The sequence below is a fragment of the Micromonospora inaquosa genome (assembly GCF_003857055.1).
In the GTDB taxonomy this organism is placed as follows: Bacteria; Actinomycetota; Actinomycetes; order Mycobacteriales; family Micromonosporaceae; genus Micromonospora; species Micromonospora inaquosa.
Genome location: NZ_QGSZ01000213.1, coordinates 1 through 22,219, shown reverse-complemented (window position 1 = coordinate 22,219; position 22,219 = coordinate 1). Strand labels below are relative to the sequence as shown.

The following is a 22,219-nucleotide window of genomic DNA, read 5'->3' as shown; positions in this document are numbered from 1 at the left end:
GCGCATCTCGTGCGCGGCCCGGCGCCGGGAAACCAGCGAGGACGACACACGCAGAGAGCAGGGCTGGCGACCACGGTTCGTGATCGCCAGCCCTGGTGCCCCGTTGGTCAGCGCCGGATGCCCGCCCAGTCGTGGTGCCGGCGCACTGTGGAGAGGATGAAATCCACCACTCGTCGGGAGGTGTCGGGGACCTGGTAGTCGACCGGGCAGGGCACCCCCTGGGCGGCGACCTGCGCCACCGTCACCTCGACCGCTTCGACCACACCCAGCGGGTCGAGGCCGGTCATGATGATGCCGCCCGCGTCGAGCGCCTCGGGGCGTTCGATCGACTCGCGCAGCGTCACCGCGGGGAAGCCGAGGATGGCGGCCTCCTCACTGATCGTCCCGCTGTCCGACAGGGTGCAGAACGCCTTCGTCTGCAAATGGACGTAGTCCAGCAAGCCGAACGGGTCATGGAAGGCGATGCCATCCAGTGCGGTGGCATCCGGGGCCAGCGCCTCCAGCCGCTTACGGGTGCGCGGGTGGGTGGAGACCAACACGGGCAAGCCCCACCGGTCGCGAACCGCTACCAGGCAGTCCAGCAACCGCTGGAGCCGCTCGGGGCGGTCCACGTTCTCCTCCCGGTGCGCGCTGACCAGGAAGTAGCGATCCTGGTCGAGTTCCAGTTGACGCAGAATGGTCGAGCTGGCGATCGGCGTCCGGTAGTGCTCCAGCACCTCCCGCATGGGCGAGCCGGTATGCAGGATGCGGCGTGGGTGCAGGCCCTCGGCGAGCAGGTTACGCCGGGCGTGTTCGGTGTAGACGAGGTTGAAGTCCGCCACGTGGTCGACCAGGCGCCGGTTTGTCTCCTCCGGCACGTTCAGGTCGAAGCACCGGTTGCCGGCCTCCATGTGGTAGACCGGCACCCGCATCCGGCGGGCCATCAGCGCGGCGATGCAGCTGTTGGTGTCACCGAGCACCAGCAAGGCGTCGGGTCGCTCCTCGGCGATCGCCGCCTCCATGCCGACGAGCACCCCGCCGAGGACCCGACCCAGCGATGAGGTGTCGACGCGGAGAAAGCGGTCCGGCTCCCGCAGGCGCAACTCTGTGAAGAACACGTCCGACAGGGTGCTGTCCCAGTTCTGCCCGGTGTGCACCAGCGTGTGCTCCACCGTGTCGTCGAGGCGCGCGATCACCCGGGAAAGCCTGATGATCTCGGGTCGGGTGCCGACGACAGTCATGATCCGGGTCATGCCCGTCCTCCCTCTGCTGCCACCAGGGGCGCCGGCCGGGCCGCCTCCACCGGCTCCGCCCAGGTGTCCGGCCGGTCCGGGTCGAAGAGTTCGTTGGTCCAGAACATCGTCACCAGTTCCTCCGCACCGGTGTTCACCAGCTTGTGCACCCACATGGTGGGCATGTCGATGAGAGCTGGCTCGGCACCGCTCACCGGGAACCGCAGCACCTCGAGGTCGCCGACGCGGCGCAGGCTGATCTCGGCCGAGCCGCGCAGCACCACGAACCGCTCCACCTTCGCGAGGTGGAAGTGTTCCCCCCGGGTGATCCCGGGCCGGGTGGTGGAGCAGAACGACTGCCCTGCCCCACCATGCGCCTTGACCGTCTCGACCAGTTCGCCGCGGGCGTCGGCCCGTCGGGGCAGCGCCATCGGGTAGTGCGTCGGGAAGCAGTGCGACCGGTAGGTGTTGAACAACCGCACGTCGTGCCGGTTCAGCAGGGACGGGATCTCCCCGGTCCGGTATGTCGTGGCCATCGCGGTGAGCCGGTCCGCCAAAGCCTGGACGCCGATTCGCAGCGCCGGCATGGCCGGATCCCATGATCCACCTTTGGACAGCCCGACGAGCCGGGCGGCGGCATCGGTGACGTGCACCAGGCTCAGCTCACGGTCGGCGTGCACGTCGGGCCGCCCACCCTCGGCGAGCAGTCGGCAGAAGGTCGCCACCGCCGAGTTGTAGTACGGTCGCCCGTGCTCGCCGTACAGGTTCGGCAGCAACACGTCGTCGAGGTCGACGCCGGTGTCCGCCAGCACCCGCGCGGCCTCGGCCTTGGCGTCGCCGTACGGTGTGCCGTTGCCGGCCTGCACCGAATTGGCGTAGACGACCCGCGCCGGCGGGTTCGCGCAGTGCTTGAGCCCGTCGGCGAGCTGTGTGGCGAGCTGGACGTTGCCGGCGGCGACCTCGGCGGCGTCGCCCCGATTGACGCCGGCGAGGTGCAGCAGGCGGTCGTGGCCGGCGATCTTCGCCGCGATCACTCCCGGGTCGGCCAGGTCGGCACGGCTGAGCACTGTCGGTTCCGGCCACCCCAGCGCGCGCAGCAGCACGCGGACGTGCCAGCCGAGGAAACCTCCGCCGCCGCTGACGGCAAGCTTCAGCACGCCAACACCGGGTCGCGCAGCGCCAGCTCCGCGCGCACCTCGGGCAGCGTCTTCAGCAACTCGACAAGCTCGGGTACGCCGAGCTGCGGCGCGTTCGACGAGTTGAAGTCCTCGGTCAGCCCGGCACCGAACTCGCCCTCGGAGACGTAGAGCGCGTAGTTGAGATCACGGCCGTCCAGCGGCACCCGGAGAAAGTCCCCGAAGTCCTCAGCCTGGACGAGTTCCTCGCGGCTGGCCAGCGTTTCGGCCTGCTTCTCCCCGTGCCGTATGCCGATCACATCGATCTTGGCGGGCACGTCGAAGAGTTGACACACGGCCTCGGCCAGGTCGCCGACGGTGCACGCCGCCGCCTTACGGATGAAGATGTCACCGGGCCGGGCGTTCTGGAACGCGTGCTCGACCAGCTCGACCGAGTCGGCCAACGACATGACGAACCGGGTCATGCCCGGGTCGGTGACAGTGGGTGCGCGGCCAGCCTTGATCTGCTCGATGAAGAGCGGAATCACCGACCCGCGCGAGTACATGACATTGCCGTACCGGACGCAGGAGACCGTGGTGGCGCTGGTCGGGTTGTTCCGGGCGTGAGCCTGGACGACCTTCTCCATCATCGCCTTGCTCATGCCCATCGCATTGACCGGGTAGACGGCCTTGTCGGTGCTGAGCACCACCACCGAGCCGACACCGTTGCGGGCGGCGGCTTCGACGACGTTGCTGCTGCCCAGCACGTTCGTGCGTACCGCCTCAAGGGGGAAGAACTCGCACGACGGCACCTGCTTGAGGGCGGCGGCGTGGAAGATGTAGTCGATGCCCCGGCTGGCCTTGAGCACCGAGTCGTAGTCCCGGATGTCCCCGACGTAGTAACGGACCCGCTCGTCGCCGAGCAGCCGACGCATCGCGTCCTGCTTGGCCTCGTCCCGGCTGAGCACCCGGACCTCGCCGACGCCGCAGTCGAGGAGCCGGCGCACCATCGTCTGTCCAAAGGAACCAGTGCCGCCGGTGATCAGCACCCGGCGTCCGGTGGTCAAGTTGTTCACTGACACTCCGTTCGTTCATGGTGGCTCGCGTAGGCCGTGCTGGCCGAGGCCGTAGTGCGGCCACAACTGCCGCAACGAGCGAAACCCCACTGGAGAAACGCCCATAAACGGGACTAACAGCACAACAGGTTCGTCACGGTCCCGACCGTCTCGGTGAGTGCCGGGGGTCAGCAGCTGGGCTGGTGTAACGCGGTCATCGGGCACGCGCTGTCGGCTGGGGGCGGCGGGCAGCAGCCGGCCGGCGTTGGCCGACCAGGTGGTTCGGCACCGCCTGCCCCGAGACACGCCAGCCGATCACCAGGATCACCGCGGCCAGCACCAGCAGGCGTGCGCCGCCACGCACCACGTAGGTGAAGCTGCCCACCCAGAGGAGGTCGAACAGACCGACCGCGGCGACGATCGCACCGGCGTAGGCGCCAACGGCGTACGGGGTGGTGAGTGGGCTGGATGAGGCCCAGACCAGCAGCCTGTCGACGAGTCGGACGACAAGGCCGATCACCGGGACCATCAACCCCAGCCCCAGCAGACCGAAGTTGTACAACCACTCCCCGTGCGCGAGCGCCGCCGCGGAGTGCCCCGTGCCCACCAGTTCAGGCGACAGGAACGCGACGAGGTCGGCGCCGAAGCCGACCGGTTTGCCTTCCCACGCGGCGCGGGGCACGAGACCGACCGCCGCGTTGGCGAACGTCTCCCCCCAGCCCCGGGGCAGCAGCCCAGCCTCATCCAGACGAAGGAGCTGGGCGAACGAGCGAAGCGGACTGATCGCCGACCCGAATCCATCCTGGTCGACAGTGAACGGTGAGCCCTGCGAGGCGGTGGCGCGGAGGCCGGCGAGGAACAGCAGTGCCGGGGTTGCCCCACCGAGGATGAGGAGCTTGGTGTACGGCCGCTGATCACGGTGGGCGGACATCACCAGCAGCGCGAGCGCCAAGGTGCCGACGACGATCCGGCCGAAGCCCGTGAAGAGGTACGTGAAGTAGACCGCGAAGGCGATGAGGAGAACCACGCCCCACAGGAACCGATGGTGCGCCGCCGGCCCCCGCAACAGCCCCACGGCGAGGAGCACGACGCCAACGAAGCCGACCGGGTTGGCCACCGGCATCGAATCCGGAGCGATTGCCGCCATGGCCACAGCGAGCACCAGCAGGAGCAGGCCCGACTTCACCGCCCATCCGGCCGTCCTGCCGTCTGCCTGCCCGGCATTCGTCGGCAGCCGATGTGACACACCGCCGCTCCAGAAGAGCAACCACGTCACCACCTGGACGAAGTAGCAGATGGCCACGGCGGTGAAGAGCGGGATGCCGGGATCGAGCGTCCATGCCTTCACCGTCTGGTAGAGCCCGCTGAAACCGACGAAGAATGCGAAGGCAAGGTTGTAGAGCCCCACCGCCGTGATCCAGCGACCACCGTCTCGCCAGAAGACCCACGCGCCGAAGAGGGTCGCCAGGAGACTCATCGCGAGGTTTCCGTCCCGGTCCCACGCGGCTGAGGGGTTCTGTTGGACAAGCAGGCACGCCAGGCCCAACCCGAGCCAGGCCAGCCCGAGGGCACAGCGCCAGAGACCGCTGGTCGGGGTCCGCGGGCGATCGTCGGGTACGCCCCGCGCATGCCGCGGGTACGCGCCTCGATTCCCACCTGCCATCGCACGCGCCCCTGTCGCTGACTCCATGAGAGCGCAGCATATATTCGGACATCCAATTCGGCCGCTTGTCTCATGAATTTCGGGCGGACTCAGTCACATCACGTCGGGCCGATAGCGGCGCCGTCACCGATCCATACCGCTCATCGTTAGCCGAACGTGGCTGACACCTTCGACATCCTGCGCGACGACAACACAGCGGCAGCCGCGAAAGCCATTCACAACTCACCCCTGACTGTTCACGACCCGCGCGACGTCGCGCATTCCACAGAATCGAACCCGCCGCCGTACCGCGTACTGTTGACGTGCGACTTCTTCGAACCGGGATTCCGGGCCGGCGGCCCGGTCCGATCCGTTGCCCAACTGCTCGACACCGCATCACCGGCGATCGACGTGACGATGGTGACGAGAGACCGCGACCTCGGCTCAAATGAGCCGTATCCCGGCCTGTCGGGTCGCTGGGCGCGCCGGGGTGCCGCCCGGATCTACTACCTTGATCCGGGCCGACTCCACCAGTGGCACGCGATGCTGAGAACGCTCCGATCCAACACATTCGACCTTCTTTACGTCAACAGCCTCTGGGCGATGTCGTCGATTCTGCCGATTCTCGCGGCACAGACACGCATCATCCAGGTCGACCGAATTCTCCTCGCCCCGAGAGGTGAGCTGGCGGCGAGCGCACTGGGGGTCAAGAGCCGGAAGAAGCGCTTGTTCCTCCGCGTTTGGCGGCCCATCCTCAGACGTCTCAAGGTCTACTGGCACGCCACCAACCCGCACGAGGCGCAGCTGATCAGGGACCTCTTTCCCTGGGCCCGAATCGAGATGCGGCGCAACGAGGTGTCACTTCCGCCGGAGCCGATCCCACCCGAAGGGATCGGCGGTTCTCCGCGTCTCGTATTCATTGGTCGAATCAACCCGATCAAGAATCTGGCGAAGGTGATCGAGGCCCTCGCGCTGGTGAAGCGGCCGGTGTTGTTCGATGTCTACGGTCCCATCGAGGACCGGTCCTACTGGGCCGAATGCCAACTGCTCGCCCAGCGGCTACCGGCGTCCGTGACGTTCTCCTACCGGGGAGAGCTCGCGCCTGAAGCGGTCCGGTCCACCTTCGCCCGGTACGACATGTTCGTCTTCCCCACCCAGGGGGAGAACTTCGGCCACGTCATCGCGGAGAGCCTCTCCGCCTCGTGCCCGGTGATCTGTTCGGACGAGACCCCCTGGAGCCCGATGCTCCGGGCCGGCGGTGGAGCCGTCCTGACGGATGCCACGGTGGCGACGCTGGCTCACCAGATTGACCAGTTCGCCCAGCGCAGCGAGGAGGAACGGCTCGCGGCGCGCCGGGCGGCGGGGCAGGCCTATCGGTCCTGGCGGGCTGAGACCGCCGGGCCGAACATCCTCGACCGGATCAGGTTGACAGTCGCGGAACGCTGACCCGCGCCCGGCGGCGGGCGGTGCCCAGCCGCCGTGAAAGGACCACGATTGACTGAACGGTCGACGTCGGAGCAGACGCTCGCCAAGCCCACCGAGCCCCTCCGCTCCCAGGGAAGTCGCCGGCCGGGGGTGCGGTCCAACACTGTCGTGGCGTCGGTGTCCAGCCTGGTGAGCGGCCTGTTGAACGCCGGCATACTCGCCTACAGCGCCCGGCAGGGCCAAACCGCCGAGATCGCGGCGTACAGCGTGATGACGGCCGCGCTGACCTGGGTGGCCAACCTGGTCATGGGTGGGTCGTCCCTGCTGTACGTGTCCGGCAACGACGAGGAACGCCGAGCGGCGCACAGTCAACGACTCCTGGTGGCAGTGCCCGCCATGGCCACCGCCACCCTGGTGATCGCCGCGCTCTACGCCGACCAGGGATACGGCCTGGCGGCCCTGATCAGCGCCGGCGGCGTGATGATCTTCAACAGCCTCGCCGACCTGCGCTTCGGCGACCTCGCCCGACAGATGCGCTTCATCGCGGCCTCGGCCGCGATAACCGGCACCCGTCTGCTGTCCATGGTGCTGCTGGTCGCGGGCGCTCCGCTGACCACCGCACTGCTGGTTGGCGCCGCCGCCTACCTGCTGAGCACGGAGATACTGGCCTGTCGGGGCGCGGACGCCCCTCCGGCGATGTGGAGAGGGCTCTCGCTGCGGGCTGCCGGGCGCGCCTTCCGGTTGAGCCGGCCGCTGTTCACCTACAGTCTCGCCGAGGCGTTCACCGGCCGCGCCAGCACCATCGCTCTCTCCTTGGTGGCGAGCCCTCAGGTGGTGGGCTGCTATGGCGCCCTGGTCAACATCTATCAGGCACTGGTCGCCGTGACGTTCAGCGGGCTCCGGGTGCCCATGGCGATCCGGACCCGGCGGCGACACAATCTCGGTCCCAAGATGGCGATCAGCCGGGAGAGCGAGGTGATCGCCGTCATCGGTGCGACAGTCATCGCCGCCGGGGTCATCGCCGCCGCGCCGTGGCTCACGACGAGCCTGCTCACGCTGCCGATACCCGAGTCGGCGCTCTGGCTGCAACTGTTGGCGCTCGCCCTACCGTTCACCACAGTGAACCGCGCCTACACGCTCAACCGCATCGGCGACGGAAGCTACACCGCCGCCACCCGTCTCGCCCTGTCGATCGGTGTGCTGTTGGCCGGCGCGCTACTCATCCAGGCAACGACACTTGGACCGACGGGTGCCGCCGCCGCCACCACCGTCGCGGAGATGCTGGTAGCGGGGATCCTCGTGCTGGCCGCGGTGTCGCGTCGATACCGGCGGCGCGGATCTCATCGGCACAAGCCGCTCGCCCCTGAGCAGGGGCGTCACACCGCGCCACCGGTCGACCTCATCGGCCGGTGAGGGCCGCAGCGCCGACTCGGATCAGGACACGAACAGGGCGTGCTTGCCGGCACGGGTGCGAACCTGGTCGGCAACCTGGTGGAACGTCACCGATTCGGCGCGAAGATCAGGATGGTCCTTCCGCAGCTCCCGAGCGAAGTACAGGCTCACCGCTTCGAGATCGAGCTCGTGGTCTGCCTGCACGTAGATGTGCAGGGCGTCAGGTCGCTCCTGGCGGAACTGGACGCCGACGATTCCCGGAAGGGTCTTGAGGATGTGCACCGGCAGGATCGGCGAAAGGTCAAGGGTCCCGCGCGCGGAGCCGACCTGCACGATCTCCTGCCGTCGGCCGAGGATCGAGCGGAGTTCGAGCGCGTTGCCGTCGACGATGTCAGTTGCCTCGACCTGGTCCCCGATGGCGTAGTTGACCAGCGGGAACAGACGGTCGTCGAGGGTGGTGACGGTGAGCGAGGCATCGTCGGCGACCAGACAGATGAAGCTGTCCCAGATGACCTGGATGGACCGCGCCTGCTCACGGGACATCGCCACCAGGCCGGTCTCCGCGGCGCCGTACTCGATGACCGCCGTCGCCCTGAAGACCCGTTCGATCATCGCGATGTCCGCGTCACTGGCCGTCTCCGCGGTCAGGATCACGGCACGCAACCGGCTCATGTCTCCCAGGTCCAGCGTGTTGCGTTCGATGTAGCGGGCGACTTTGAAGATTGCCGAGGTGTAGCCGACCAGCAACACGGGTTGCCGGGACCGGATCGCCTCGTAGTGCCCTCGAAGCGCAGGTTCGCTGAGGTCGTAGGCGTTCAACCGGGTGATGTTCACCAGGCGGTCGGCGACGCCGCGCCGCAGCCGAGCGATCCGGCTGGCCAGCCCGTCGCCGAACAGGTGCGAGTGCCCCCAGAGCAGGACCTGCGGCTCGAACGGTTGGATTCCCCGCCACGCTCGCCCGAGATAGTTGTTCGCCCACCGGTCCGTCGACTCGTCCCGCCCGCGCGGAAACTTGGTGGGCTGACCGGTGCTCCCGCCGGTGCTGTAGGCCTGCTTCGTCGAACCACCAGCGAAGACCTCGGCCGAGCGGCTGATCAGCAGCTCCTTGTCGAGCGTCGGAAAGTGGCGCAGGTCCGACGGCCGCGAGATGCCGCTGGGCAGGCCGTGTTCCTTTCGCCAGGACCTGTAGAACGGCACCCGGGTCAGGCAGTACGCCCACATCGTGTTGAAGCGTTCGACCTGGATCCGCTCGATCTCCGCGCGGGACAGGGGCTTGTCGTAGAGCGCGACCTTTCGCTCGAGACGCCGGCGGCGTTCCGCGAACAGCCACCCGTGCTCCATCAGCCCACGCACGTCAAGTCGCCTCCCAGCTTGCTCATCAGCACCCTTTCAACGAGGCGACAAAAGGCCAGTTACGAGGCACGTCACCCGCCCGTCACCATTGGCACCGACATCGACACGGTCAGCAACGTCGCCTCCATCGAACTATTGACATCGATCACGCCACACCGAGAGGCTCGCGCCTACAGGTCCTTCACCCAAGGAGGCGCGATGAGACCGAGACGACTGGCGATCGCCGGCGTGGTCACCCTGCTCGGCGCACTGGCGCTCAGCCCACCAGCCAGCGCGCGGCCACCGTCCGACCCGGGCGTCCGCGACGGCCTGGAGGTGTACGTCGGCACGGTCGACGCGAAACAGCGGGAGCAGCTGCGCGCGGCGGGGGTCGACCTCGGCCACGACGCGAAGACGGACTCATCCGGCCGCACCACTGTCGAGACGGTCCTCAGCCGACGGCAGGCGAAGCGGTTGACCGACAAGGGCGTACCGCTGTCGGTGAAGAAGGTGCGGGGCAAGGACGCGTCGCAGGCGCTGCGGGAGCAGGCCGCCGCCGGCTGGACGAGCTTCCGGCCCTACGGGGAGGCGGGCGGCCTGCGGGACGAGCTGAACGCCACAGCGGCCCGGTATCCGAAGCTCGCCAAGGTGCAGACGATCGGTCGCAGCCAGCAGGGGCAGCCGATCATCGCCATGAAGGTCACCAAGAACGCGCGAACCGTCGCCGACGGCCAGCGACCGGCAGTGCTCTACGCCGGTGCGCAGCACGCCCGCGAATGGATCACTCCGGAGATGACCCGCCGGCTGATGCATCACGTGCTGGACAGCTACGGCACCGACCCGGAGATCACCCAACTCCTGAACAAGACCGAACTGTGGTTCCTGCCGGTCGCCAACCCGGATGGCTACGACTTCACGTTCACCCCCGGTAACCGGCTGTGGCGCAAGAACCTGCGCGACAACAACGGAGACGGGCAGGTCGGCTCCGGTGACGGCGTCGACCTGAACCGCAACTTCAGCTACAAGTGGGGGTACGACAACGAGGGTTCGTCGCCGGAGCCGAACAGCGAGACCTACCGGGGCCCGGGCCCCAACTCGGAGCCGGAGACGGTGGCCCTGGACCGGCTCTTCAAGCGGGTCGGGTTCGAGTTCTTCGTCAACTACCACTCGGCGGCCGAGCTGTTGCTCTACGGCATCGGCTGGCAGGTGAGCACCCCCAGCCCGGACGACGTGATCTACCAGGCGATGGCCGGTGACGACGCGCACCCGGCGGTGCCCGGCTACGACCCGGACATCTCCGCCGAGCTGTACACCACCAACGGGGACACCGACAGTCACGCCACCGTCAAGTACGGCACGCTGGGTTTCACCCCGGAGATGTCCACCTGCGAGGCCGCCTCGGCCGTTGACCCGGACGACCAGTGGCGCCCCGAGGACTGCGTCAGCGGTTTCATCTTCCCCGACGACGAGGCGCTGATCGCCGGCGAGGTGGGCAAGAACCTACCGTTCGCGCTGGCCGTGGCCCGGTCCGCGGCGGACCCGGACGATCCGGTATCGGTGGTCGGTCGGAGCACTCCGGACTTCGTGGTGGACGCCTTCGACACCTCGTACGGGCGCACCCAGCAGGTCGCCTCGATCACCCGTCGGGCCCTGAAGAACGTGCGGATGCACTACACGGTCAACGGTGGGCGGCCGAAGACGGTCGCGGTCCGCGAGTGGCGCGGCGGCGAGCGGTACGGCGACACCCACGACGACTACTACGCCGAGCTGCGGGGCAAGGTCAGTGGCGCGAAGCCGGGCGACCGGGTGGAGGTCTGGTTCACCGGAAACAAACCGCGAGCAGGGGTGGTGGCCAGCGAACACTTCACCTATCGGGTGCACAACGACATCGGCGGTGACGTGCTGGTCCTCGCGATGGAGGACGTCACCGGCCTCAGTCCGGCGCAGACCGGCACCACCGCGAAGTACGCCGACGAGGTCGCGGCGTCGCTGAGCGCCGCCGGGCGCAGCAGCGACGTGTACGACTTCGACGCGATGGGTCGCAAGGCGCCGCACCCGCTCGGCGTGCTGTCGCACTACAAGGCGGTGGTCTGGGAGACCGGCGACGACGTGATCCTGCGCTCCCCCGGTCAGGTGGCCGGCACGACGGCGAGGGCGGCGCTGGAGACCGAACTGGCCGTTCGGGACTACCTGAACGAGGGCGGCAAGCTGCTGGTCAGCGGCCAGTACGCGTTGTTCGCGCAGGGTGCCAACGGGTCGTACGTCTATCACCCGGACGCGCCACCGGAGTGCGCCGACGCCGAGTCCGCCAACTGTCTGCCGCTGTTGAACGACTTCCAGCAGTACTGGCTGGGCGCGCACACCTACGTCAGTGACGGCGGAACCAGCCCGACGGGCGAGCCGTACCCGGTCGCCGGGACCGACGCGGCGTTCACCGGCTTCAACGGGCAGTTGAACGCTGCCGGCTCGGCCGAGAACCAGGCGCACACCGCGTCGTTCCTGACCACGTCGAGCTTCCTGCCGCCGGACGAGTTCCCGCAGTTCGCCAGTTCCGCGCCGGTGGGCTGGACCCGGCCGGGCGGTGCGCCGTTCGATCCGCGCACTGGTGAGTGGTACCTGCACAGCGGGCAGACCGACGAGTCGTACAAGCGGCTCACGCGCACGGTTGACCTGACCGGGGCGAGCAGCGGGGAGTTGCGCTTCTTCACCTCGTACGAGATCGAGCAGGACTGGGACTTCATGTTCGTCGAGGCGCACGAGGTGGGCAGCGACGACTGGACGACCCTGCCGGACGCCAACGGCAAGACCGGCACTGTCACCGGGGACAGCTGCGTCGAGGGTTGGGTGGAGCAGTTGCACCCGTTCCTGGCGCACTACCAGGGCGCGGACTGCTCCCCCACCGGGAGCACCGGCAGCTGGAACGCGGCGACCGGGTCGTCGGGGGGTTGGAAGGAGTTCGTGGTCGACCTGTCGGGCTACGCCGGCAAGCAGGTCGAGGTGTCGATCACGTACGCCTCGGACTGGGGCACCCAGGGTCTCGGTGTCTTCCTGGACGACGCCCGGGTGCTGGTCGACGGGTCGACAGTGGCGGAGACCTCGTTCGAGTCGGCCGACCTGGGCGGCTGGACGGTGGCCGGCCCGCCGCCGGGCTCCGCTGGCAACGCCAACGACTGGTCGCGCAGCCAGCAGGCGTTCGAGGAGGGCTCGGTGGTGGTCACCGGGGACACGGTGTATCTGGGCTTCGGGTTGGAGGGTCTGCCTCCGGCGGACCGCGATGATCTGGTCGCCCGCTCGCTGACCCACCTCACCGGGCAGCCCCGGCCCTGATGGCGGCGAGGTGCGCCGACGGTCCGCGGACCGTCGGCGCACCTTCGGTGTACGCCGGGTGCGGTCGCCGCCGATGTGGTGAGCTGTACGGGTGTCGGGGCTGGGACTTGTGCTGCACCCCACCCGGGATGTCACCGAGGTGGTCGGGATCATCGAGCGGTGGGCGACGCGTCACCACAAGACGCTGATGGTGCGCGAGGAGGACCAGCACCGCGTCCCGTCCTGCGTCGTACCGGTGCCGGCGGACGAGGTGGCGACCCGCGCCGACGCCCTGATCAGCATCGGCGGGGACGGCACCATGCTGGGTGCGCTGCGTTCGGCCGTGCTCGACCCGAAGCCGGTGCTCGGCGTACACCTGGGTCGCCTGGGTTTTCTGGTCGAGATCGAACCGCCGGATCTGCCCGAGGCGCTGAGCCGGTTGTTGTCGAAGGATTTCACCATCGAGTCGCACGCCTGCCTGGCCTGCGACGTCTGCGGTGACGACGTGGTGGCGTTCAACGACATCGCGCTGGTCCGCCAACCCGGCTCGGGCTTCGTCAACCTCACCCTCGCCATCGACGGCCAGCAGTACGGCTACTACCGCTGTGACGCCGTGGTGGTGAGCACCCCGATCGGCTCGACGGCGTACAGCTACGCGGCCGGCGGCCCGCTGATCTCCCCGGCGGCGGACTCGGTGGTGATCACGCCGTCCGCGCCGATGGCCGGTATCTCCCGGTCGGTGGTGCTCGCGCCGGACGAGAAGATCCGGCTGGAGTTGGAGCCCGACTCGTCGCCGGTGGTGGTGGAGATGGACGGGTTGGTGTTCCGGGACGCGGCCACGGAGGGAGCGGTGGATATCAGCTACCGCCGCAACGCCGGTCTGGTGGTGCGCTTCGACCCGCTGCGTTACCAGGAACGCAACCAGTTGAAGATGACACTGCTCGACCTGCCGTTCCTGCCCGAGCAGTTGCGCGAACTGCTCCCCGAGGAGCTGCGCCGCACCCGGAAGGAACTACCCCCGCCCTGCTGACCACGCCATGTTGATCAACAGGGCCCCGCACCCTGTTGACCAACGAGGCTCAGGCCTGGGTCAGGACGCTGTCCACCAGGTGCTTGGCCTCTTCCTGGATCTGCGTGAGGTGCTCGGGGCCCTGGAAGGACTCGGCGTAGATCTTGTAGACGTCCTCGGTGCCGGACGGGCGCGCGGCGAACCAGCCGGACTCGGTGCTGACCTTGAGGCCACCGATCGGTGCGCCGTTGCCGGGGGCGGTGGTCAGCGTCGCGGTGATCGGCTCACCGGCGAGCTCCGTGGCGGTGACCTGCTCCGGGGACAGCTTGCCGAGCACCGCCTTCTGCTCGCGGGTGGCCGGGGCGTCGATCCGGGCGTACGAGGGAGCGCCGAAGCGCTCGGCCAACTCCGCCCAGTGCTGGCTCGGGCTGCGGCCGGTGGTGGCCTGGATCTCGGCGGCGAGCAGACAGAGCAGCAGACCGTCCTTGTCGGTGGTCCAGGTCGAGCCGTCGCGGCGCAGGAACGACGCCCCGGCGCTCTCCTCACCGCCGAAGCCGACCGCGCCGTCCAGCAGGCCGGGCACGAACCACTTGAAGCCGACCGGCACCTCCAACAGCGGCCGGCCCAGGTCGGCGGCGACCCGGTCGATCATCGACGAGGAGACCAGGGTCTTGCCCACCGCGGCGGCCGGCCCCCACTCGGTGCGGGTGCGGAACAGGTGACGAATCGCCACCGCCAGGTAGTGGTTGGGGTTCATCAGCCCGGCGTCCGGGGTGACGATGCCGTGCCGGTCGGCGTCGGCGTCGTTGCCGGTGGAAATCTGGTAGTCGGCACGCGCGGCGATCAGCGACGCCATCGCGTTCGGCGAGGAGCAGTCCATCCGGATCTTGCCGTCGCCGTCCAGGGTCATGAACCGCCAGGTCGGATCGACGGTCGGGTTGACCACGGTCAGGTCCAGCCGGTGCCGCTGCGCGATCTCACCCCAGTACGCCACGCTCGCCCCGCCCAGCGGGTCCGCGCCGATGCGGATCCCCGCATCGCGGATGGCGTCGATGTCGATCGCCGCCGGCAGGTCGTCGACGTAGTTGGCGAGGAAGTCGTACTCCCCGGTGGTGTCGGCGGCCCGCGCCCGCGCGTAGGTGATCCGACGGACCTCCTTGAGCCCGGCGGCGAGGATGGCGTTGGCCCGGTCCTGGATCCATCGGGTCACGTCGGTGTCGGCTGGTCCGCCGTTGGTGGGGTTGTACTTGAAACCGCCGTCGTCGGGCGGGTTGTGCGACGGGGTGATCACGATGCCGTCGGCGAGCCCGCTGGTCCGCCCCCGGTTGTGGGTGAGGATCGCGTACGACAGCGCCGGGGTCGGCGTGTAGCCGTCGCGGCTGTCCACCAGCACGGTGACCCCGTTGGCGGCGAGCACCTCCAGGGCGTCCACCGCGGCCGGGGCGGAGAGGGCGTGGGTGTCCCGGGCGAGGAAGAGCGGCCCGTCCAACCCCTGCTCGCGTCGGTAGTCGCAGAGCGCCTGGGTGACCGCCAGGATGTGGTCGGAGTTGAACGCGTTGCGCAGGCTGGAGCCGCGGTGGCCGGAGGTGCCGAAGGAGACCTGCTGGGCCGGGTCCGCGGGATCCGGATGCTCGGCGTAGTAGGCGGTCACCAGGCGCGGCACGTCGACCAGGTCGGCGGGCTCGGCGGGCTGGCCGGCACGGGGGTGGGTCACTGCGGGATCCTCCTCGGGGAGTGCGGGACGGTCACGGCACGACCTTCTGGCCCTTGCCGATCACCACGATGCCGTTGTCGGAGACCGTGTAGCGCTGCCGGTCCTTCTCCAGGTCGACGCCGATCTCGACGCCCTCCGGGACGAACACGTTCTTGTCCAGGATGGCCCGCCGGATCACCGCGTGCCGGCCGATCTCCACACCCTCCATCAGCACCGAGCCCTCGACGTGCGCCCAGGAGTGCACCCGCACCTTCGGCGAGACGATCGAGTTCTCCACCAGCGAGCCGGAGATCACCACTCCCGGTGAGACCATCGAGCCGACCGCCCGGCCGACCCGCTCACCCCACTGGTGGACGAACTTCGCCGGCGGCCACGGCGGCTGCTCGGTGTAGATCGGCCAGTCGAAGTTGTACATGTTGAAGACGGGGTGCACGTTGATCAGATCCATGTGCGCGTCGTAGAACGAGTCCAGCGTTCCCACGTCCCGCCAGTAGCCGCGGTCACGGTCGGTGCTGCCCGGCACCTCGTTGTCGCGGAAGTCGTAGACGTTGGCCTCGCCGCGCTCGACGAGCATCGGGATGATGCTGCCGCCCATGTCGTGCTTACTGGTCTTGTCTTCGGCGTCGCGCTCGACAGCCTCGCAGAGCGCCCGGGTGGTGAAGACGTAGTTGCCCATCGAGGCGTAGATCTCGTCCGGTGCGTCGGGCAGGCCCACCGCGTCGGTGGGCTTCTCGCGGAACGCCCGGATCCGCTTGCCGTCCTCGCCGACCTCGATGACGCCGAACTGGTCGGCCGTCGACAGCGGCTGGCGGATGCCGGCGACGGTCACCGCCGCGCCGGAGGCGATGTGGTCCTCCACCATCTGCCGCGGGTCCATCCGGTAGATGTGGTCGGCGCCGAAGACGATCACGTAGTCGGGCTGCTCGTCGTTGATGAGGTTGAAGCTCTGGTAGATGGCGTCGGCCGAGCCGGCGAACCACCACGGGCCGCGGCGTTGCTGTGCGGGCACCGGGGTGACGTAGTTGCCGAGCAGGGTGGACATCCGCCAGGTCTTGGTGATGTGCCGGTCGAGGGAGTGGGACTTGTACTGGGTCAGCACGACGATCTTGAGATAGCCGGCGTTGGCCAGGTTGGAGAGGACGAAGTCGACCATGCGGTACATCCCGCCGAACGGGACGGCCGGCTTGGCCCGGTCCGTGGTGAGTGGCATCAGGCGCTTGCCCTCCCCACCCGCCAGGACGATCGCGAGCACCTTGGCAGCCATGCCACGACGCTATCCACCCTTGCCCCACTTCACCACTCGTACGGGGAGTCTTCTGCACTAGGGTGCGGGGTCATGACGGAACCCTCCCCGCTGCGCGTCGATCTGCTCACCCGCGAGTACCCACCGGAGGTCTACGGCGGCGCGGGCGTGCACGTCGAGTACCTGGCTCGGGAGTTGCGCCGCCTCGCCGACGTGCGGGTGCACTGCTTCGGCCTGCCGCGCACCGAGCCGGGCGTCACCGCGTACGCCGAACCGTCCGGCCTGACCGGCGCGAACGCCGCGCTGCGCACGATGGGCGTGGACCTGGAGATGGCCGCCGGCACGGCCGGCACCGACGTGGTGCACAGCCACACCTGGTACGCGAACCTGGCCGGTCACACCGCGAAGCTGCTGCACGGGGTGCCGCACGTGGTGACCGCGCACAGCCTGGAACCACTGCGGCCGTGGAAGGCCGAGCAGCTCGGCGGCGGTTACGCGCTCTCGTCCTGGATCGAGCGCACCGCGTACGAGTCGGCCGACGCGATCATCGCGGTCAGCGGGGGGATGCGCAACGACGTGCTCACCGCCTACCCGCAGATCGACCCGGACCGGGTCCGGGTGGTCTACAACGGCATCGACACCATCCAGTACGCCCCGGACCCCGGCACCGACGTGCTCGACCGGCTCGGCATCGACCCGTCCCGACCCAGCGTCGTCTACGTGGGAAGGATCACTCGGCAGAAGGGCCTGCCCTACCTGCTGCGCGCCGCCCGGGAGTTGCCGGCGGACACCCAGCTGGTGCTGCTCGCGGGTGCGCCGGACACGGCCGAGATCGCCGCCGAGGTGGAGGAGTTGGTGGCCGAGCTGCGGGCCAACCGTTCCGGGGTGGTCTGGGTGGCGGAGATGCTGCCCAAGCCCGAGGTGATCCAGGTGCTCACCCACGCCACCGTCTTCGCCTGCCCGTCGGTCTACGAGCCGATGGGCATCGTCAACCTGGAGGCGATGGCCTGCGAGACGGCGGTGGTGGCGACCGCCACCGGCGGTATCCCCGAGGTGGTGGCCGACGGTGAGACGGGCCTGTTGGTGCCGATCGAGCAGGCCACCGACGGCTCCGGCACGCCACTGGCCCCGGACCGCTTCGTGGCCGATCTGGCGGCGGCGATCAACACGCTGCTGGCCGACGCGGCGCGCACCGAACGGTTCGGCCTGGCCGGCCGGCGGCGCGCGGTGGAGCACTTCTCCTGGGACGCCATCGCCGCCCGCACCGTGGACATCTACCGCTCCGTGCTGGCCCCCTAGAGCAGGCTGCCGAGCCACAGGCCGAGCGCGGCCAGCACGAGGCTCGCGCAGAGGCTGCCGAGCACGTTGAAGGCCTCGACGGCGGCGTTCTTGCGTAGCAGCCCGAGGGAGTGCCATTCCTCGGTGGAGAAGGTGGTGTAGGCGCCGAGGAAGCCGACGCCGACGACGGCGGCGAAGTCCTGTGCGCCGGCGGCGGTGTTCTTCACGGCGTAGCCGGTGACGATGCCGAGCACGAAGGCACCGGAGACGTTGATCAGGAAGGTGCTCGCCGGGAAGGCTTTGCTGGACCCGGTGGCCCGCGCGCTCCACCACGGCTTCACCAGCGCGTCCACCCCGGCGCGGGACAGCGCGCCCAGCCCGCCGGCCAGGAACACCCCGATGCCCACCCACATCAGGCGCGCCTTCCCGCCGGGTGCCCCACCCGCAGTTCCGCCAGCCGGGCGCCGAGCGCCGCCGCGAGCACTCCACCGACGATGGACACGACGAGATAGACGATGCCGATGGCGCTGCGCCGCGCCCCGATCAGTTGGTCGGACTCGACGATGAAGTGCGACCAGGTCGTGAACCCGCCGATGAGCCCGGTCGACAGAAACGGCTTGCCCCACGGGCCGGGCAGCCGGTGTGCCGCGAGCAGCGTCATCACGGCGCCGAGCGCGAAGGCGCCCACCATGTTGATCACGAAGGTGACCCAGGGGAAGTCAGGCGGCGTGGACGGCGCGAGCCCGAGCCCCAGCAGGTAACGCAGGGTGGCGCCGATGCCACCGCCGACGACGATCGCGAGGATTGTCATGCACCCATTCACGCACCGTCGTCCGCCGCGACCGCCCCGGCTGGGCAAGCCTTGACCTGGTACGAGCTGACCAGCGTGAGGCCCCGCTCCTGCAACAACCGCAGCAGCGCGTTGTGCACCACCGAGGTGCCGAACTGGCTGGCCAGGTCGTCTCCGAGCAGCGGCAGACCGGCCGCCTCGAACCCGCTCATCACCTGCGGATCGCGGGAGATCGGGTCGGCGGTGGTGTTGATGAAGGCGACGCCGGCCGTCCGCGCTGCCTCGGCGTACGCCCGTGCGACCTCCGGTCGGCCACTCGGCGCGGAGTAGAGCAGCACCTCAGCCCCACCCAGCGCCGCCGCCACCCGGTCCACAGCGGTCGCGTCGACAAGCCCTTCGGTGACGGGAACACCTGCCCTGGGCAGGTCGCAGTTGAGCCGGGGGAAGTTGTTGGGCGGCAGGAAGATCGCCTCGGTCAGATCTCTGCCGATCTTCTCCTTGGAGGTGGCGAAGGCCGCGACGAACTCAATGTCGCCCACCGCGATCCCGTCGACAATCGGCCTGCGAACACCCACCAGACTGCCGCTCTCGCGGTGCAGGGCGATTCCCTGCACCAGCGCGGAGGTGTTGTTGCCGACGCCCACAACCGCGACCCTCACCTTTTTGATCACGGCCGGAGGCTACGCCACCCGCGCGCACGCCGTGGTCCGGTGATTCGCTTCGGCCAGGCCGGCAACGGGTGCCGAAGGATGCCGTACAGCTGTTCTAAGTTGTGGTGGTGATCGATGCGTTGGAGCAGGCGGAGGCCGCGGTGGCGGCCTGCTTCGACACGGCCGCCTGGGCCGCCAGCGAGCACGATCTCGTGGCGGCACTGGACGCGGCACATCGGCTGGAGCAACGCCTGGCCGCGGTCAAGCTGGGCCTCGTACGCGAGCTGGACGGTCGAGGCACCGCGACGGCGCAGGGCGCGTCCTCGACAGCCGTGTGGCTGCGGGACCGGCTGCGGCTCGGGGTCGGCGCCGCCCGGCGTCTGGTCGAGCTGGCCGCGACCCTCGACGCCGCCCCGCCTGGGGTGCAGGACGCGTTGGCCGCCGCAACGGTCGACGTGGAGCAGGTCCGGGTCATCGCCGAGACCGTCGAGACCGTCCACGCCAGCGCCGGCGCGGAGGCCGCCGACAAGGCCGTCGGTGTCCTCGTCGGTTGGGCGGCGCAGTTCGACGCCGGCCTGCTGCGCAAACTTGGCACCCGGATCCTCGACCACGTCGCCCCGGAGGCCGCCGACGCCGCCGCCGAGGCGGCGGTGCGGGCGCAGGAGTCGCGGGCCGCCCGGGACCGACACCTCACGATCAGCGAGCAGACCGACGGTCGGCTACGCCTCACCGGCATCCTCGACACCGAGGCCGCCGCCGCGCTGCGCGCCGCCATCGACCCCCTCAGCGCACCGCTTGGCCCCGACGACCCCCGCACTGCGGGGCAGCGCCGCCATGACGCCCTCGCCGACGTGTGCCGCCTCGCGCTGCGCACCGGCGACCTCCCCGAGAACGGCGGCGACCCCACCCAGGTCGTCATCACCACCGGCTATGACGAGCTGACCCGACAGCTGGGCAGCGGCGCGCTCGACACTGGCCTTCAGCTCACCCCCGAGGCCGTGCGTCGGCTCGCCTGCGACGCCGCTATCCTCCCCGCAGTCCTCGGTGGCGCCGGTCAACCACTCGACGTCGGCCGGCAACGCCGCCTCATCTCAGGGCCGCTGCGACGCGCCCTGGTGCTGCGTGACCGTGGCTGCGCCTTCCCGGGCTGTGATCGCCCGCCGCGCTGGTGCGACGGCCACCACATCCGGCACTGGGCCGACGGCGGTGACACCAGCCTCGACAACAGCGTGCTGCTCTGCGGCTACCACCATCGCCACCTGCACCACGGCGACTGGTCGGTCCGACTTGGCGGCGACGGCCACCCCGAGTTCATCCCACCCGCCTGGCTCGACCCCACACAACTCCCCCGCCGCAACCACTACCACCGACGCAGATAGCCATCGACGCTGATACCTGATACCTGATACCTGATACCTGGTGCCTGGTGCCTGGTGCGTCAGGTGACGTGGAGGGTGGCGGCGAGTTGGGCCAGGCCGACCGGGGCGTCGGCGGACCGCCACACGACCGCGACCAGCTTCCGTGCCGCCAGGCGGTCGTGCACCTCACTGTGGGCGGTGCGCTCCGCGTCGAGCACCGCCCGGCCCGCGCGGCGCATGTCACCGGTCCGGGCGTACCCGCGGGCCACATCAAGGAGGTACGCGGCCCGGTGCTCAGGCGACAGCCACCGCCACTCGTCCCCTGTCACCAGCCGCCCGTGCCGGGCCATCGCCGTGTCGATGTCGCCGAGGGCCACCTCGGCGACCACCCGGGCCGCCTCGACGGCCGCCCGACCCAAACCCCCGACACCAGAGCCAGCACCACCGAAGCCAGCACCACCAACGCCGGCACCGCCAGAGCCGGCACCACCAGAGCCAGCACCACCAGGGCCGGCACCGCCAGAGCCGGCACCATCGGCGCCCAAGCCCTCGGAGCCGGCACCGTCGGAGTTCACGCTGCCGTCCGGTCCGACGTTCCGCGCGATCGTCGTAGCCTGGTCGAGCGCCTCGCGGGCGACGCGTTCGCATCCCCCGCCTGCGGCGGCGAGGGCGGCCTGAAGGAGCAGCGTCCCGCGCAGCGCCACGTCGACCGAGGAGTTGCCGTGCGCGCCGAGGCGGTCAGCGGCGATGAGCGCGGCGTCCAGGGCGGAGCGCCGTCGACCACGCGACCGCAGGGCCTGGCTCAGTGACACGGTGGCGACGGCGGCCAACCGCGGATCGTGGGTCGCCAGGGCGACGGTCATGCCACGGTCGGCGGCCAGCCACGCCAGTTCGCCCTGGTCCACCTTGACCAGCACCAGGGCGATGAGCGCGTACACCGACACGAGCAGCGCGTCCGTCGCGCCGCGACGGGCCGCGTGCGCCTCGCCGGCCGCGTGCGCCTCGCGGGCGGCGTCGAGTAGGCCGGGTAGCAGGGTCAGCAACGCCGGGTGGCGGGCGTGCCGGTAGCTCTGCTCGGCATGCTCCAGCCGGGCAGCCAACTCCTCGACCGACGGCGGTGGGGCCGCGCCCGGTAGGTGGTACCGCGCCAGCGCCGTCCGGACCCCGTCCACCCCGGCGGCAACAGGGGTCGGCCGCACCGGCCGGGCGGCCAGCAGGACCTCCACGTCGATGCGCAGCGTCTCGGCGACCTCCCGCAGGTTGGACACCCGCTCCAACCTGCGTACCCCACGCTCGACCTTGTCCACCCAACTCTTCGACTTGCCGAGCCGGTCGGCGAACTGCTGCTGCGTCATGTTCCGCCGGATGCGCCACTGGGCGACCCGGCGACCCACCGGCAGCTCGTTCACCGCCGGCCCGTCGCGCTCACCGCAGCACCCCAACCACGAACAGCACGAGTACGACCACAGCGATCGCGAACCCGTAGGAGTACTGCCGGCGGGTGAGCGGCGCCCGCGTCGGCTGGGGCGGAGCGGGCACCCGATCGCCGTCCGGCTGCGGGGGCCGCGCCCCGACGATCGGGTACGCGGGCGGCAACGGCCCGTCCGGCAAACGCTCGTCCAACTGTGCCTCCTCGCGGCGCAACGAATTGACAGGTGATGGAGGTCCCGGGGGCGGGGGTCGGCGGATGACGGGAGGG

Annotated in this window: 18 protein-coding genes; 6 read left to right on the top strand and 12 right to left on the bottom strand. The window is 69.7% G+C overall.

Annotated features, from left to right (window positions below; translation table 11 throughout):
* Positions 1 to 107 precede the first annotated feature (107 nt).
* From wecB to DLJ59_RS16055, 4 genes are all read right to left on the bottom strand, one after another.
* Positions 108 to 1,232: a non-hydrolyzing UDP-N-acetylglucosamine 2-epimerase gene (gene wecB, locus DLJ59_RS16070; protein ID WP_124773450.1), complete on the bottom strand. Its 1,125-nt coding sequence runs from the start codon at positions 1,230 to 1,232 to the stop codon at positions 108 to 110.
* Positions 1,229 to 2,368 carry a polysaccharide biosynthesis C-terminal domain-containing protein gene (locus DLJ59_RS16065; protein WP_124773449.1) on the bottom strand — a complete coding sequence of 380 codons (1,140 nt, stop codon included), beginning with the start codon at positions 2,366 to 2,368 and terminating at the stop codon, positions 1,229 to 1,231. Before DLJ59_RS16065 ends, wecB begins: the two co-directional genes overlap by 4 nt.
* Positions 2,362 to 3,402 (bottom strand): SDR family NAD(P)-dependent oxidoreductase, encoded by a 1,041-nt coding sequence (locus DLJ59_RS16060; RefSeq protein WP_124773448.1) that lies wholly within the window; start codon positions 3,400 to 3,402, stop codon positions 2,362 to 2,364. Before DLJ59_RS16060 ends, DLJ59_RS16065 begins: the two co-directional genes overlap by 7 nt.
* A gap of 193 nt (positions 3,403 to 3,595) precedes the next feature.
* Complete coding sequence (locus DLJ59_RS16055; protein WP_124773447.1) at positions 3,596 to 4,858, bottom strand: hypothetical protein; 1,263 nt, start codon at positions 4,856 to 4,858, stop codon at positions 3,596 to 3,598.
* Positions 4,859 to 5,200: 342 nt separating this feature from the next.
* On the opposite strand from DLJ59_RS16055, the gene DLJ59_RS16050 reads away from it, so the two are divergent.
* The gene (locus tag DLJ59_RS16050) at positions 5,201 to 6,469 is read left to right on the top strand and encodes a glycosyltransferase family 4 protein (RefSeq protein ID WP_124773446.1); all 1,269 of its coding nucleotides are present in this window, start codon (positions 5,201 to 5,203) and stop codon (positions 6,467 to 6,469) included.
* Positions 6,470 to 6,517: 48 nt separating this feature from the next.
* Complete coding sequence (locus DLJ59_RS16045; protein ID WP_124773445.1) at positions 6,518 to 7,861, top strand: hypothetical protein; 1,344 nt, start codon at positions 6,518 to 6,520, stop codon at positions 7,859 to 7,861.
* Between the two features lie 21 nt (positions 7,862 to 7,882).
* Here DLJ59_RS16045 and DLJ59_RS16040 read toward each other — a convergent pair whose 3' ends face one another.
* Positions 7,883 to 9,193 (bottom strand): phenylacetate--CoA ligase family protein, encoded by a 1,311-nt coding sequence (locus tag DLJ59_RS16040; protein ID WP_124773444.1) that lies wholly within the window; start codon positions 9,191 to 9,193, stop codon positions 7,883 to 7,885.
* A 198-nt stretch (positions 9,194 to 9,391) separates the two neighbouring features.
* Between DLJ59_RS16040 and DLJ59_RS16035 the strand changes: the two genes are divergently transcribed.
* Positions 9,392 to 12,499: a M14 family metallopeptidase gene (locus DLJ59_RS16035; RefSeq protein ID WP_124773443.1), complete on the top strand. Its 3,108-nt coding sequence runs from the start codon at positions 9,392 to 9,394 to the stop codon at positions 12,497 to 12,499.
* Positions 12,500 to 12,599: 100 nt separating this feature from the next.
* The gene (locus DLJ59_RS16030) at positions 12,600 to 13,508 is read left to right on the top strand and encodes an NAD(+)/NADH kinase (protein ID WP_425271429.1); all 909 of its coding nucleotides are present in this window, start codon (positions 12,600 to 12,602) and stop codon (positions 13,506 to 13,508) included.
* 49 nt (positions 13,509 to 13,557) lie between these two features.
* Here DLJ59_RS16030 and pgm read toward each other — a convergent pair whose 3' ends face one another.
* Both pgm and glgC read right to left on the bottom strand, forming a co-directional pair.
* Positions 13,558 to 15,201, bottom strand: coding sequence for a phosphoglucomutase (alpha-D-glucose-1,6-bisphosphate-dependent) (gene pgm, locus DLJ59_RS16025; RefSeq protein ID WP_124773441.1), 1,644 nt, complete (start codon positions 15,199 to 15,201; stop codon positions 13,558 to 13,560).
* A gap of 31 nt (positions 15,202 to 15,232) precedes the next feature.
* Positions 15,233 to 16,465, bottom strand: a complete 1,233-nt coding sequence (gene glgC / locus DLJ59_RS16020; RefSeq protein WP_124773440.1) for a glucose-1-phosphate adenylyltransferase — start codon at positions 16,463 to 16,465, stop codon at positions 15,233 to 15,235.
* Positions 16,466 to 16,537: 72 nt separating this feature from the next.
* Between glgC and glgA the strand changes: the two genes are divergently transcribed.
* Positions 16,538 to 17,743 carry a glycogen synthase gene (gene glgA, locus DLJ59_RS16015; RefSeq protein WP_124773439.1) on the top strand — a complete coding sequence of 402 codons (1,206 nt, stop codon included), beginning with the start codon at positions 16,538 to 16,540 and terminating at the stop codon, positions 17,741 to 17,743.
* On the opposite strand, the gene DLJ59_RS16010 is transcribed toward glgA, so the two are convergent.
* From DLJ59_RS16010 to DLJ59_RS16000, 3 genes are read right to left on the bottom strand one after another with little or no spacing between them, the layout of a single operon-like run.
* Positions 17,740 to 18,135, bottom strand: coding sequence for a fluoride efflux transporter FluC (locus DLJ59_RS16010; protein WP_124773438.1), 396 nt, complete (start codon positions 18,133 to 18,135; stop codon positions 17,740 to 17,742). The two genes, glgA and DLJ59_RS16010, sit on opposite strands and share 4 nt — an antisense overlap.
* Entirely contained in the window at positions 18,135 to 18,533 is a 399-nt protein-coding gene (locus tag DLJ59_RS16005) for a fluoride efflux transporter FluC (protein ID WP_124773437.1), read from the bottom strand. The genes DLJ59_RS16010 and DLJ59_RS16005 overlap by 1 nt, the downstream gene beginning before the upstream one ends.
* An 8-nt stretch (positions 18,534 to 18,541) precedes the next feature.
* Positions 18,542 to 19,183, bottom strand: coding sequence for a hypothetical protein (locus DLJ59_RS16000; protein ID WP_208648713.1), 642 nt, complete (start codon positions 19,181 to 19,183; stop codon positions 18,542 to 18,544).
* Positions 19,184 to 19,290: 107 nt separating this feature from the next.
* Between DLJ59_RS16000 and DLJ59_RS15995 the strand changes: the two genes are divergently transcribed.
* On the top strand, positions 19,291 to 20,541 hold the full coding sequence (locus DLJ59_RS15995) for an HNH endonuclease signature motif containing protein (protein ID WP_124773436.1): 1,251 nt from the start codon (positions 19,291 to 19,293) through the stop codon (positions 20,539 to 20,541).
* Positions 20,542 to 20,600: 59 nt separating this feature from the next.
* Here the strand turns inward: DLJ59_RS15995 and DLJ59_RS15990 are convergent, their stop codons facing one another.
* Together DLJ59_RS15990 and DLJ59_RS15985 are read right to left on the bottom strand one after the other, a co-directional pair.
* The gene (locus DLJ59_RS15990; protein WP_124773435.1) at positions 20,601 to 21,929 is read right to left on the bottom strand and encodes a helix-turn-helix domain-containing protein; all 1,329 of its coding nucleotides are present in this window, start codon (positions 21,927 to 21,929) and stop codon (positions 20,601 to 20,603) included.
* Positions 21,930 to 21,945: 16 nt separating this feature from the next.
* Positions 21,946 to 22,143 carry a hypothetical protein gene (locus DLJ59_RS15985; protein ID WP_124773434.1) on the bottom strand — a complete coding sequence of 66 codons (198 nt, stop codon included), beginning with the start codon at positions 22,141 to 22,143 and terminating at the stop codon, positions 21,946 to 21,948.
* Positions 22,144 to 22,219: the final 76 nt, after the last annotated feature.

Coding starts and splice junctions, on each gene's coding strand:
- wecB (WP_124773450.1), bottom strand. CDS start 1,232: ATGACCCGGATCATGACTGTCGTCGGCACCCGACCCGAGATCATCAGG.
- DLJ59_RS16055 (WP_124773447.1), bottom strand. CDS start 4,858: ATGAGTCTCCTGGCGACCCTCTTCGGCGCGTGGGTCTTCTGGCGAGAC.
- DLJ59_RS16035 (WP_124773443.1), top strand. CDS start 9,392: ATGAGACCGAGACGACTGGCGATCGCCGGCGTGGTCACCCTGCTCGGC.
- glgC (WP_124773440.1), bottom strand. CDS start 16,465: ATGGCTGCCAAGGTGCTCGCGATCGTCCTGGCGGGTGGGGAGGGCAAG.
- glgA (WP_124773439.1), top strand. CDS start 16,538: ATGACGGAACCCTCCCCGCTGCGCGTCGATCTGCTCACCCGCGAGTAC.
- DLJ59_RS16010 (WP_124773438.1), bottom strand. CDS start 18,135: ATGTGGGTGGGCATCGGGGTGTTCCTGGCCGGCGGGCTGGGCGCGCTG.
- DLJ59_RS16005 (WP_124773437.1), bottom strand. CDS start 18,533: ATGACAATCCTCGCGATCGTCGTCGGCGGTGGCATCGGCGCCACCCTG.